The following is a 12,776-nucleotide window of genomic DNA, read 5'->3' on the forward strand; positions in this document are numbered from 1 at the left end:
ACGTGTTCGACACTCTCTCCGACCGCCTCGCAGCGACGTTCAAGAACCTCCGGGGCAAGGGCCGCCTCAGCGAGGCGGACATCGACGCCACCGCCCGGGACATCCGCATCGCGCTGCTGGAGGCGGACGTCGCCCTCCCGGTGGTGCGGGCCTTCATCAAGCAGGTCAAGGAGCGCGCCCTCGGCTCCGAGGTGTCCGGTGCGCTGAACCCCGCGCAGCAGATCATCAAGATCGTCAACGAGGAGCTCATCAGCATCCTCGGCGGCGAGACGCGCCGGCTGCGGTACGCCAAGACCGGCCCGACCGTGATCATGCTGGCCGGTCTCCAGGGTGCCGGTAAGACCACCCTCGCGGGCAAGCTCGGCCACTGGCTCAAGAGCCAGAAGCACACCCCCTGCTGGTCGCCTGCGACCTCCAGCGCCCCAACGCGGTCAACCAGCTCGGCGTCGTCGCCGAGCGCGCGGGCGTCGCCTTCTACGGCCCCGAGCCGGGCAACGGCGTCGGCGACCCGGTCAAGGTCGCCCGCGACTCGATCGAGTACGCCAAGCAGAAGCAGTACGACGTCGTCATCGTCGACACCGCCGGCCGCCTCGGCATCGACGCCGAGATGATGCAGCAGGCCGCCGACATCCGGGCCGCCGTCCAGCCCGACGAGGTCCTGTTCGTCGTCGACGCCATGGTCGGCCAGGACGCGGTCACCACCGCGCAGGCCTTCCTGGAGGGCGTCGACTTCACCGGCGTCGTGCTCTCCAAGCTCGACGGCGACGCCCGCGGCGGCGCCGCCCTCTCGGTCGCCCACGTGACCGGCCGCCAGATCATGTTCGCCTCCAACGGCGAGAAGGTCGACGAGTTCGACGCCTTCCACCCGGACCGGATGGCCTCCCGGATCCTCGGCATGGGCGACATGCTGTCGCTCATCGAGAAGGCCGAGCAGACCTTCTCCCAGGCCGAGGCCGAGAAGATGGCCTCCAAGCTGCAGGGCGGCGGCAAGGACTTCACGCTCGACGACTTCCTCGGGCAGCTGGAGCAGGTCCAGAAGATGGGCTCGATCTCCAAGCTGCTGGGCATGCTCCCGGGCATGGGCCAGATCCGGGACCAGATCAACAACATCGACGACAAGGACGTCAACCGCGTCGGCGCCATCATCAAGTCGATGACCCCGGCCGAGCGCACCGACCCGAAGATCATCAACGGCTCCCGCCGGCTGCGCATCGCCAAGGGCTCCGGCGTCCAGGTCGGCGAGGTCAACAGCCTGGTCGAGCGGTTCTTCGAGGCCCGCAAGATGATGTCTGCGATGGCCTCCGGCAAGGGATCCCGGGCATGCCCGGCATTCCCGGGATGGGCGGCGGCGGCAAGAAGTCCGCGAAGAAGGCCCCGGCCGCCAAGGGCCGCAAGAAGTCCGGCAACCCGCTGAAGCGGGCCCAGGAGGAGGCGGCCGCCGCCGAGCGCAGGGCCCTGGGCCCCGCCGGCGGCCAGGAGGCGGCGCCCGGTGGCGCGTTCGGCCTCGGGGCGGGCAAGGGCCCGGCCGACTTCGAGCTCCCCAAGGAGTTCAAGGACCTGCTCTGACCGCGCCCGCGCGATCACGACGGCCCGCCGCCCCTGGAGGGGCGGCGGGCCGTTGCCCGTTCCGGGCGGGGTGGCGACGCGTCGAAGTGGCGCGCGGCGTGGAGGTGCGGGGGCGTGGTTGCGGGCCGTCGCGCCGTCGTGAGTGCCGGGGCGCGAGCGTCAGGGGCCCCGGTGCGGCGCGGGACCGTACGGATGAACGATGATGGTGGTGTGCGAGTTGCGATCCGGGCCCCCGAGCCGCCGATGCGGCGCCCTACGCCGAGGCGGTGCGGCGGTCCGCCGACCACATCGGCCGCTGGAACCCGGTCGAGCCGGACGGCCTGACCGAACTCCTGGAGCGTCAGGGGCAGGGCCTGCGCACCTTCCTGATCGAGGACACCGCCAGCGGCGGGCTGGTCGGCAAGTGCAACGTCGCCAACATCGTGATGGGGCGCTTCTGCAACGCCGCGCTCGGCTACGACTCCTATCTCCCGTTCGCCGGCACCGGCCGGATGACCGAGGGGATGCAGCTGGTCGTCGACCGCTGCTTCGCGCCGGTCGAACGCGGCGGCCTCGGCCTGCACCGGCTGGAGATCAACGTCCAGCCGGACAACGTCCGCTCGATCGCGCTCGCCCGGCGGCTCGGCTTCCGCCACGAGGGCTTCACCCCGCGGATGCTCTTCCTGTCCGGGGCCTGGCGGGACCACGAGCGGTTCGCGCTGACCGCCGAGGAGTGGGCCCCGCCGGGGCCCTGACCGGATCCGTTTCCGACCAGATCCGTTCCTGACCGGATCCGTTGCTCAGCGCGGCTGGTCCGCCACCACGTAGCGGAACACGTTGGCCATCCGGACCGAGGCGTCCGGCTGCACGTACGGGTGGAGCGCCTCCTCCAGCTCCTTGGCGACCAGCGCAGGCCCCCACTCCTCGATCGCGGCTTCGTACAGGCCCGTCGCGAGCATCCCGCGCACCGCGCTGTCGAGCTCCGGATAGGCGAACGGGCAGCTGACCCGGCCGCTGCCGGCCGGCCGCAGGCCCGCACCGGCGCACAGCAGCTCCAGGACGCCCGGCGCACTCAGCGCGAACGGGTCCGGGGTCTGCGCGCGGCCGCTACGGCGCCGAGCCACCTCCAGGACGGATGCGCTCTCGCAGCGCTCCGGAGGGCCCCAGGACGCCAGCACCACCTGTCCGCCCTGCAGGGTCCGCCCCGCGGCCTCGACCACGAGCCGGGCCGGATCGCGGACGTACGTCAGCTGCTCGAAAACGGTGACCAGCGAATACGCCGAGCGGGGGACGCCCTGCTCCGACCGGTCGATCCCGCCGGCGGCCGCCACCCGCAGGTGCCGCCCCTCGGCGAGCTCGCGCAACTCCTCCTCGGGTTCCAGGCCGGCCACCTGGGCGCCGCGCTCCGCGGCCAGCAGCAGGGCCAGCCCCGAACGGCAGCCGAGACCCAGCAGACTGGTCGCCGGGCCCACCTCCAGCCGCCGGTAGACGGCCTGGTAGAGCGGTACCAGCATCCGTTCCTGGATCTCCGCCCAGTCGCGCGCCCGACCGCGCGACCCCGCCCCGCCGTCCGTGTGCGGGCGCTGCGCGGTCGTACCGGTCACCTGCGCTGAAGCCATCGCGGCCTCCCATTCCGGTTGATGCGTCTCTGCTCCGGCTCCCCCGGTCGTCCCGCCCCGCCTTCCAGCGAACAGCGCCGCGGGCCCGCCGTCCAGAGGTGTGCAGGGAGTGTCCGTGCGCCGAGGCGTGCGCCCCCGCAGTGCGCCGGTGCACCGGATTCACAGTCCGTGGCCCGATCCCCGTACCATCTGCCCCATGGCTAAGGCACCCGTACTCACCCCCAGGCGGAGGACTTCCCGCGCTGGTACCAGGACCTCATCAACAAGGCCGAGCTGGCCGACAACGGTCCGGTGCGCGGCACCATGGTGATCCGACCGTACGGGTACAGCCTGTGGGAGCGGATGCAGCAGGAGATGGACGCCCGGATCAAGAAGGCGGGTGCCCAGAACGCCTACTTCCCGATGTTCATCCCGCAGTCGTACCTCACCAAGGAAGCCGAGCACGTCGAGGGCTTCGCCCCCGAACTCGCCGTGGTCACCCACGGCGGCGGCAAGGAGCTCGACGAGCCCGTCGTCGTGCGCCCCACCTCCGAGACGATCATCAACGAGTACTTCTCCAAGTGGGTGCAGAGCCACCGCGACCTGCCTCTGCTGATCAACCAGTGGGCCAACGTCGTCCGCTGGGAGCTGCGCCCCCGCGTCTTCCTGCGCACCACCGAGTTCCTCTGGCAGGAGGGCCACACCGCCCACGCCACCTACGAGGACGCGCGCGCCTACGCCTCGCGCATCCACACCGACGTCTACGGCGACTTCATGACCAACGTGCTGGGCATCGACGTGGTGCTCGGCCGCAAGACCGCCCGCGAGCGTTTCGCCGGCGCCATCAACACCCTCACCCTCGAAGGCATGATGGGTGACGGCAAGGCGCTGCAGATGGGCACCAGCCACGAGCTCGGCCAGAACTTCGCCAAGGCGTTCAACACCACCTACCAGCTCCAGGGTGCCGAGCGCGAGTACGTCTGGCAGACCTCCTGGGGCGTCTCCACCCGCATGGTCGGCGGCCTGATCATGTCGCACGGCGACGACAGCGGTCTGCGGGTGCCCCCGCGGCTGGCCGCCGTCCAGGTCGTCGTGCTCGCGATCAAGGGCGACGACGCGGTGCTGGCCAAGGTCCGCGAGATCGGCGCCCAGCTGGAGGCCGCCGGCGTCCGGGTCGTGGTCGACGACCGCACCGACACCCCCTTCGGCCGCCGCGCCGTCGACTGGGAGCTCAAGGGCGTCCCGCTGCGGATCGAGGTCGGCCCGCGCGACCTGGAGAACGGCACCGCGATGCTGGTCCGCCGGATCGCCGGCGGCAAGGAGCCGGTCGCGACCGACTCGCTGGCCACCCTGGTGCCCGGCATCCTGGAGGAGGACCAGGCGCTGCTGCTCCGCCAGTCGCGCGAGCGCCGCGAGGCCCGCACGGTCGATGTCGCCTCCATCGAGGAGGCCGTCGAGGCCGCGGCCACCGGCTGGGGCCGGATCTCCTGGGCCGACCTGGGCCCGGAGGGCGAGGCCAAGCTCGCCGAGCAGGGCGTCTCGGTGCGCTGCATCGTCGCCGCCGACGGCTCGGTGCCGGCCACCGACGACCAGGACGGCAACATCGCCATCGTCGCCCGCGCGTACTGATCCCGGGCAGGATCCGGACCGGGATCAGGATCGGGGTTTTCGGAGTCTGATCCGGAGCCTTGATCCCTGTCCCGGTCCGGCCTGATCCGGTTCCTGCGCCGGGGCCGAATCGCGGTCGGGGCTGTGGCGGCGGGATCGGTTCTGCGGGGGTTGCGTGGGGGAGTGGGCGTGCCCGTTGCTGAAGACTTCCTGAAGAGCGAACGGGCACTGCGAACGAATTCCGGCGTGAATCGGCGGAATGTTAACCCTGGTTTGCGTACTCCTTGTTGAAGCTACTCGCCGGTCAACTCCCGGCGGGCCGGAACTAGCGGTACGGTATACGGCCCGTGGCCCTGTCAATTTCGACACAGCCACGGGCCGTCCGCCATGGCGGCGGCACTTGCACGTCCCGGGACGGCAGCCGAGAGCCCGTCGAGATTCGACGGGTCCACAGATGCAGGGGGTTGGTCTTGCGTCAGGTCAGAACAACGCAATTCAGGTACAGGTCGGCATTCCTGAGAGATCGCTGGGAATTCCCCGAGAACGGGAACTCTCGGAACATCGGCCCGCTCTCCCTCGTTGGTCCAGCGTGAGCACGACACAGCCCCTCGTCCTGGCGGCCGAACTGGCCGCCGCCTGGAGCGACATCCAGGCCCATCACCAGGACCTCCCCGACCTCGCCTCCCCGGAGGCCCTGATCGGCGAGTCCTCCTCGGCCTGCGGCACCCGGCTCGGTTTCGAGCGGCTGCTGCACGAGGCCGCCCACGGTCTGGCCGCAGCCCGGGAGATCCGCGACACCTCCCGCGCCGGCCGGTACCACAACCGACGCTTCCTGATGCTCGCCTCCGAGCTCGGGCTGGCCCACCCGGTCGAGCCGCACGCCAGCAGCGGCTTCTCCCAGGTGACCATGCTCCAGGAGACGCAGGAACGGTACGTCGACACCATCGAGCGGCTGGAGCGCGCACTCGGGGCGCACCAGTTGGCCGTTGCGGGCGAGGGCGGCCAGCGCGCCTTCCGCGGCCCGGCGGCCCGCCACGGATCCTCCGGCGGCGGCGTACGGGTCAAGGCCGTCTGCGGTTGTGGCCGCAACGTCCGCGTGGTGCCGTCGGTGCTCGCCCAGGCCTCCATCGTCTGCGGCGCGTGCCAGCAGCCCTTCAAGATCGGCTGATCGATCCGCCGTCGGATCGCCGCACCCAGCGCGGCAGTCCACTGCGTGACCGTTCGCTCTTCTCGGCTCTACCGGGGGCGGGGGCCCTCGGTCGAGCCGATCTGCTTGTCGTCCGCTTGTCCATCTGCCTGTCCGTCTGTGCGTCCCGCCCCCGATGTCCGCACGTGCCGGGGTGTTCCGGGGCGCGTGTGTTGGCCATGCCCGGATGCCGCGTGCGTCCGGGTGGTGAGTGCGGTTGCCCGTCCGGGGGCACGCGCGCAGGTGCGGCTGTGTGTGACGCCAGTGCCCTGACGCTGTCGGGGTGGAGTGGGCTTCCGGCCGCCTTCCTGTGGTCGTTCCGCGCGGTCGTTCCATGTGGCGGTCCCGCGCGGGCGTCCGGACCGAGTGTTCGGATCGAGTGTCCGGACCGGGTCGGGGCAGTGGCACGGTGGCCGTTTTATGGTGAACAGCCGAGCTGTGGCAGAATGGACAGCTGAGTACTCGGCAGCCGGGCAGGACCCCTCTCTCCTACGGCTGGCGTGTCCCCTGAACGGCCGGTCGCCGCAACCCCACGCGGTGGCAGCGGCCGCTCACCCACGTCAACACCAGGAGAATCCACTCCCGTGGCAGTCAAGATCAAGCTGAAGCGACTCGGCAAGATTCGCTCCCCGCACTACCGCATCGTCGTCGCGGACTCCCGCACCAAGCGTGACGGCCGTGCGATCGAGGAGATCGGCGTCTACCAGCCGACCTACAACCCCTCGAAGATCGAGGTCGACACCGACCGCGCGCAGTACTGGCTGTCCGTCGGCGCCCAGCCGACCGAGCCGGTCCTCGCCATCCTCAAGCTGACCGGCGACTGGCAGAAGTTCAAGGGCCTGCCGGCTCCGGAGCCGCTGAAGGTCGCCGAGCCCAAGGTCGAGGACTTCTCGCACCTCTTCGCGAAGGCCGTCGCGGGCTTCGAGGACAGCACCACCGGTGTTGCCATCACCCCGAAGGCCAAGAAGGCGGACAAGGCCGAGGCTGACGCCGAGGCCACCTCCACCGAGGCCTGAGCATGATCGAGGAAGCCCTCGACCACCTGGTGAAGGGCATCGTCGAGCACCCCGACGAGGTGCAGGTGCGCTCGCGCAACCTGCGCCGGGGCAACACCATCGAGGTCCGGGTCCACCCCGACGACCTCGGCAAGGTGATCGGCCGCGGCGGCCGTACGGCGCGCGCTCTGCGCACCGTGGTCGGCGCACTCGGCGGCCGCAACGTCCGGGTCGACCTGGTCGACGTGGACAGCATCCGCTGACACCGAGCCGCCAGGCACTCGTCAGGTACGCGGGGCCGGCCGGGACGTTCGTCGTCCCGGCCGGCCCTTCCTGCTTCCTTCCTGCCTTTTCGGCCATGCCCCGACGGGTGCATGGCTGCGGGCTGCTCGGCCGCACAAGCAGCGGTCCCGACGGCGCCCCTACAGACTTCCTTGCATCGGTACAGCGCCGCCCGGCGCGGGAACACAGGAGAACGATCACCGTGCAGCTCGTCGTCGGCAAGATCGGCCGCGCCCACGGCATCCGGGGCGATGTCAGCGTCGAGGTCCGCACCGACGAGCCGGAACTCCGGCTCGGCCCAGGTGCCGTCCTGCTCACCGACCCGGCGGCTGTCGGGCCGCTGACCGTCGAATCCGGTCGCGTGCACAGCGGTCGGCTGCTGCTCCGCTTCGCCGGGGTGAAGGACCGCACCGACGCCGAGGCGCTGCGCGGCACCATGCTGATCGCCGAGATCGACCCGGAGGAGACCCCGGACGACCCGGAGGAGTACTACGACCACCAGCTCATCGGGCTCGACGTCGTCCTCACGGACGGCACGCTGGTCGGCGAGCTCAGCGAGATCGTCCACCTCCCGTACCAGGACCTCCTCACGGTGACCCGCCCCGACGGCACCGAGGTGCTCGTGCCGTTCGTGGAGCAGATCGTGCCGACCATCGATCTGGAGAACCAGCGCGCGGTCATCACGCCCCCGCCCGGCCTCATCGAGCCTCTCGCGGAGGCGGCCGGCTCTGAGGCCGCTGAATCGGAGGTCGCTGACCCCCAGGCCGCTGGTTCCGAAGTCAGCCCCGAGGTCGGCGCCGAGTCTGCCGGCTCCGAGGACGGCGACGGTCGGGGAACGGGCCAGGAGAACGGCGCGTGAGCGAGATGCGGATCGACGTCGTCACGATCTTCCCCGAGTACCTCGACCCCCTGAACGTCTCCCTGGTCGGCAAGGCCCGCGCCCGCGGCCAGCTCGATGTCCACCTGCACGATCTGCGCGGCTGGACGACCGACATCCACCGGACGGTCGACGACACCCCGTACGGTGGCGGACCGGGCATGGTGATGAAGCCCGAGCCCTGGGGTGCCGCGCTCGACGCCGTGCTCGCCCAAGGCCCGGAAGGGGAGGTCCCGACCCTGGTTGTGCCGACCCCCAGCGGCCGTCCGTTCACCCAGGAGCTCGCGCAGGAGCTCGCCGGCCGCTCGTGGCTGGCGTTTGCGCCGGCGCGTTACGAGGGCATCGACCGGCGCGTCATCGACGAGGCGGCCACTCGCATGCCGGTCGTGGAGGCCTCGATCGGCGACTACGTCCTGGCCGGCGGTGAGGTCGCCGTCCTGGTGATGGTCGAAGCCATCGCCAGGCTCCTCCCGGGCGTCCTCGGCAATGCCGAGTCGCACCGCGACGACTCCTTCGCCCCCGGTGCCATGGCCGACCTGCTGGAAGGCCCGGTCTACACCAAGCCCGCCGAATGGCGCGGCCGCGAGGTACCCGAGGTGCTGCTCAGCGGCCACCACGGCAAGATCGCACGCTGGCGCAGGGAACAGGCCTTCGCCCGCACCCTCGCCAACCGGCCGGACCTCGTCTCCCGCTGGCAGCTCGGTGCCTTCGACAAGAAGGAACGGGAGGCGCTCAGCATCCTCGGCCTGGCCTGGGACGAGAGCCTCGGCCGATTTCGGCCGGCAGTGGATGATGTGGAACAATAGGCGACTGCTGTCTGTCGCTGGACGTCCTTCCGAGGTCGTCACGTGGACCGGCCGGCCCGCCACAGGGGGTTCGCCGTCAGCCGATGCGGCCCGCAGCAACCATCATTCTCACGAACTTCCGTAGGCGGCCTGTGGCGTCTGCGATGGAGAGCACCATGAGCAACAAGCTCGCTGCTGTCGACGCGGCCTCGCTGCGCACCGACGTCCCGTCCTTCCGCCCGGGTGACACCCTCAAGGTGCACGTCCGCGTCATCGAAGGCAACCGCTCCCGCGTCCAGGTCTTCCAGGGCGTCGTCATCCGTCGCCACGGCGCCGGCATCGGTGAGACCTTCACCGTCCGCAAGGTCAGCTTCAACGTCGGCGTGGAGCGCACCTTCCCGGTGCACACCCCGATCGTCGAGAAGATCGAGGTCGTGACCCGCGGTGCCGTCCGCCGCGCCAAGCTGTACTACCTCCGTGAGCTCCGCGGCAAGGCCGCGAAGATCAAGGAGAAGCGCGACAAGTAAGCATCGGCCCCGGCCTTGGCCGGGGTGCGACTGCTTACGGTCGATGGGACTTGAGCCCTTGGACACCTTGAGGCCTGGACCTCAGGGGCTTGGGGATAAGCTCTGCCCGATGACCACGCACGAACCTGCCGCGGACCGCGTCGGAAGAACCGCCCCCAAGGGTGCGGACTCGCCGGCGCGGTCCGTCGTCGTTCCTGTCGGTGCTGCGGGCGGGGCGGGCGCGGCGTTGACGGACCCTGCTGCTGCTCAGACGGCTGAGGGTGTCGACGGTGCGGGGGCTGCTGAGGGCCCCGGGCTGGTTGAGGGTGCCGACGGCGTCGGGACGGTTGCAGTCCCGCCCGGTGACGGCGCCCAAGGCGGCTCTCGTGGGGGATGGGGACGCGACCTCCTGTTGGTGGGGGCTGTCTGCCTGCTCGTGCTGCTCATCGCGAATGCCTTCGTGGCGCGACCTTTCGCTGTTCCGTCGGGCTCCATGGAGAACACCCTTCGCCCTGGGGACAGGCTGGTGGTCAATGAGCTCGCCTACGCCTTCGGTGGGCACGTTCGACGCGGCGACGTCGTGGTGTTCGACGGGACCGGTTCGTTTCTTCCCTACGCTGCTGACCCCTCCGCCGCTCGAAAGCTGTTGAACCGAGTCGGGCTCTCCTCGGCCGGTGATTCGGTCTTCGTGAAGCGGGTTGTCGGGATCGCGGGTGACAGGGTGACCTGCTGCGGTACGGACGGCAGGATCCGCGTCAATGGCGAGCCTCTCGACGAAGCCGGCTATCTGGCTCCTGGCGACTCGCCGTCCGAGGTGCCGTTCGACGTCCTGGTGCCGGCTGGCCGGCTCTGGCTCATGGGGGATCACCGGAGCGATTCCAGTGACTCGCGCGACCACCTGGGGCAGCCGGGTGGCGGTTTCGTGCCCGAGTCGCGGGTGATCGGCCGGGCCGAGTGGGTGGTGTTCCCGTTCGGTCGGTGGACCTCCCTGACCCGGCCGGGAGCCTTTGCCGCGATTGGGGGGACTGGTAGCCATGGGGACCAGGGGTAAGGGACGGCCGGTGACGGCTGCACCCTCGTCGGGAACGGGCGCTCCGGACTTCTCGGAGGCCGGGGAAGGCGCAGGGGCCGAGCGAGCGGGCCGCCGGCTCTCGGGTGTTACCCGCGGTCGTGCCGAGCGCCGTAGGACAGCCCAGCGTGCGGCTCGCCGCCGCCGCCGGTCGCTCTTCCGCGAGCTGCCGTTGGTCGTGATCGTGGCACTGGTGATCGCGCTGGTGCTCAAGACGTTCTTCGTCCAGGTCTTCGTCATCCCTTCGGGCTCGATGGAGCAGACGATTCAGATCGGCGACCGCGTGCTGGTCGACAAGCTGACCCCGTGGTTCGGCAATCAGCCGAGCCGCGGAGAGGTCGTGGTCTTCCGGGATCCAGGTGGCTGGCTGGAGAACGACCGCACGGTGTCGAACGACGGGCCGGTTCTCCACCGGGTGAAGCAGGTCTTCTCCTCCGTGGGGCTGTTGCCCTCCGACAATGAGCACGACCTGATCAAGCGGGTCATCGGGGTTGGCGGGGACACCGTCGAATGCTGTGACGCGAAGGGTCGGCTGAGTGTCAACGGCGCCCCCGTCGACGAGGCCTACCTGGCGCCCGGCAACGTCCCGTCGCGGCAGGCGTTCAAGATCACTGTGCCTGCGGGGCGCCTCTGGGTCATGGGCGATCACCGCGATCTTTCGGCTGACTCCCGGTCGCACATGGCGAATCCCGGGGGAGGCACCATTCCTGTGGGGAACGTCGTCGGCCGCGCCGTCGTTATCGCATGGCCGCTCCCGAGACTCGGTCGGCTCGATGTGCCGGGTTCGCTCTCCTCTCTTCCGACCCGTACGCCGGCTGCTTCGGCCGCAGGCACTGCCGGTCCGATTGAGTCGTCCGGTGGATTTGGGACCGCCGGGCCGGATCCTGCGGAACCTTCGCTCGTTATGGGTGTGTTGGGCGCACTTCCGTTCGTTGTTCGGAGGGGACAGGCCGGCCGTCGGCAGAGCCGTCGGTCCGGTTGATGCCCGGATCTGCCGTGTGGGAGCACGGGCAGGTCGAATGGGAGTGATAGAGAGGTGCTGGACTACTCGGTGCACGGTTCGGTGACCTTCCCGGGTTTCCGGGTCGTTGCTTCTGGTGTCAGACCGGCCCCTGGCGGGCAGGTCTGAGGCGGGTTGACGGTCGGTTACGGAGCGTGGTGTCGACTGTGCGGCACTGGCGAGCGTGGGCGCATGGGCGTCTGCAGAGCAGGGAGGAGATGTCGTGGGGGATCTGGTGATCGGTGCCCGCTCGGGTGCCCCGGAGCCCGAGGGCACGGGCGGTCGCGCGGTCCGGTCGGCCCAGGCCGCGCAGGCCGCCGATTCCGGTGCGGCGGGAGCGGCTGCCGCTTCGGACGGTAGTCCTGCCGGTACCCCGGACGACTCGGAGGGCACAGTGAGTGAAGTCCCCGAGCGGGACACGGTGGCTGGTGACGGATCTGGAGACGACAGACCCCGTCCCCAGAAGCAGCGTTCCTTCTGGAAGGAACTCCCGATCCTGGTCGGCATCGCGCTGATTCTGGCGCTGGTGATCAAGACGTTCTTCGTCCAGGCCTTCTCGATCCCGTCGGGCTCGATGGAGAACACCCTGAAGATCGGGGACCGCGTCCTGGTCGACAAGCTCACTCCCTGGTTCGGCGCCGAGCCCCAGCGGGGCGAGGTCGTGGTCTTCCACGACCCGGGTGGCTGGCTGAACGACGAGCCGACCCAGCAGAGCAACAGCGCTTTCGTCCGAGGCATTCAGAACGTCTTCAGCTTCATCGGCCTGATGCCCTCCTCCAACGAGAAGGACCTGATCAAGCGGGTCATCGCGGTGGGTGGAGACACCGTCGAGTGTCAGGGCAGCGGTCCGGTCAAGGTGAACGGGATCGCCCTCAACGAGCCGTACATCTTCCCGGGTAACACCCCGTGCGGGGAGAAGCCCTTTGGTCCGGTCAAGGTGCCCAACGGTCGGATCTGGGTGATGGGCGACCACCGTGGTGACTCCCTCGACTCGCGCTACCACCAGGACCAGCCCGGCGGTGGAACGGTGCCGGTCGGCAACGTGGTCGGTCGGGCCTTCGTGGTCGCGTGGCCGATCGGGGACTGGGCGACGCTTCCGGTGCCGGACACCTTCGACCAGAAGGGCCTCTCGGCGGCGGCTCCGATGACGCTGCCGGCGGCGGGCGCGGCTGTTGCCCTGCCGGCTGTGTGGTGGATCCGCAGGCGTCGAGACTGACCGGCCCGGCCGTGCCGAGCGGACCGACCGGATCGACTTGACTGAGTGCGCCGGCCCCCTCGGCCGTCGTGAGGGGCAGGGCGATCGACTGAGGATCTGTGGCCGACTC

Annotated in this window: 11 protein-coding genes and 2 pseudogenes; 12 read left to right on the forward strand and 1 reads right to left on the reverse strand. The window is 70.2% G+C overall.

Features of this window, described 5'->3' with window-relative positions; translation table 11 throughout:
* Positions 1-2 precede the first annotated feature (2 nt).
* Positions 3-1,566: pseudogene (ffh, locus tag ABEB13_RS26795) on the forward strand (signal recognition particle protein).
* 266 nt (positions 1,567-1,832) lie between these two features.
* The gene (locus ABEB13_RS26800) at positions 1,833-2,300 is read left to right on the forward strand and encodes a GNAT family N-acetyltransferase (RefSeq protein WP_425559915.1); all 468 of its coding nucleotides are present in this window, start codon (positions 1,833-1,835) and stop codon (positions 2,298-2,300) included.
* Between the two features lie 45 nt (positions 2,301-2,345).
* On the opposite strand, the gene ABEB13_RS26805 is transcribed toward ABEB13_RS26800, so the two are convergent.
* Positions 2,346-3,164 (reverse strand): methyltransferase domain-containing protein, encoded by an 819-nt coding sequence (locus tag ABEB13_RS26805; protein WP_345707505.1) that lies wholly within the window; start codon positions 3,162-3,164, stop codon positions 2,346-2,348.
* 196 nt (positions 3,165-3,360) lie between these two features.
* On the opposite strand from ABEB13_RS26805, the pseudogene proS reads away from it, so the two are divergent.
* From proS to lepB (ABEB13_RS26855), 10 genes and pseudogenes are all read left to right on the forward strand, one after another.
* Positions 3,361-4,772, forward strand: a pseudogene (gene proS, locus ABEB13_RS26810) (proline--tRNA ligase).
* A gap of 568 nt (positions 4,773-5,340) precedes the next feature.
* Complete coding sequence (locus ABEB13_RS26815) at positions 5,341-5,919, forward strand: hypothetical protein (RefSeq protein WP_100888381.1); 579 nt, start codon at positions 5,341-5,343, stop codon at positions 5,917-5,919.
* Positions 5,920-6,521: 602 nt separating this feature from the next.
* Positions 6,522-6,953: a 30S ribosomal protein S16 gene (rpsP, locus tag ABEB13_RS26820; protein WP_100888380.1), complete on the forward strand. Its 432-nt coding sequence runs from the start codon at positions 6,522-6,524 to the stop codon at positions 6,951-6,953.
* A 2-nt stretch (positions 6,954-6,955) separates the two neighbouring features.
* Complete coding sequence (locus ABEB13_RS26825; protein WP_030275689.1) at positions 6,956-7,195, forward strand: RNA-binding protein; 240 nt, start codon at positions 6,956-6,958, stop codon at positions 7,193-7,195.
* Between the two features lie 221 nt (positions 7,196-7,416).
* The gene (rimM, locus tag ABEB13_RS26830) at positions 7,417-8,073 is read left to right on the forward strand and encodes a ribosome maturation factor RimM (RefSeq protein WP_345707506.1); all 657 of its coding nucleotides are present in this window, start codon (positions 7,417-7,419) and stop codon (positions 8,071-8,073) included.
* Positions 8,074-8,078: 5 nt separating this feature from the next.
* Entirely contained in the window at positions 8,079-8,897 is an 819-nt protein-coding gene (trmD, locus tag ABEB13_RS26835; RefSeq protein WP_345709834.1) for a tRNA (guanosine(37)-N1)-methyltransferase TrmD, read from the forward strand.
* A gap of 155 nt (positions 8,898-9,052) precedes the next feature.
* The gene (gene rplS, locus ABEB13_RS26840; protein WP_345707507.1) at positions 9,053-9,403 is read left to right on the forward strand and encodes a 50S ribosomal protein L19; all 351 of its coding nucleotides are present in this window, start codon (positions 9,053-9,055) and stop codon (positions 9,401-9,403) included.
* Between the two features lie 109 nt (positions 9,404-9,512).
* Positions 9,513-10,433: a signal peptidase I gene (lepB, locus tag ABEB13_RS26845; protein ID WP_345707508.1), complete on the forward strand. Its 921-nt coding sequence runs from the start codon at positions 9,513-9,515 to the stop codon at positions 10,431-10,433.
* Positions 10,417-11,433 (forward strand): signal peptidase I, encoded by a 1,017-nt coding sequence (gene lepB / locus ABEB13_RS26850; protein ID WP_345707509.1) that lies wholly within the window; start codon positions 10,417-10,419, stop codon positions 11,431-11,433. The genes lepB (ABEB13_RS26845) and lepB (ABEB13_RS26850) overlap by 17 nt, the downstream gene beginning before the upstream one ends.
* A gap of 241 nt (positions 11,434-11,674) precedes the next feature.
* The gene (lepB, locus tag ABEB13_RS26855) at positions 11,675-12,667 is read left to right on the forward strand and encodes a signal peptidase I (RefSeq protein ID WP_345707510.1); all 993 of its coding nucleotides are present in this window, start codon (positions 11,675-11,677) and stop codon (positions 12,665-12,667) included.
* The last annotated feature ends 109 nt before the right edge of the window (positions 12,668-12,776 follow it).

This window comes from Kitasatospora paranensis, from assembly GCF_039544005.1.
Taxonomy (GTDB): Bacteria; Actinomycetota; Actinomycetes; order Streptomycetales; family Streptomycetaceae; genus Kitasatospora; species Kitasatospora paranensis.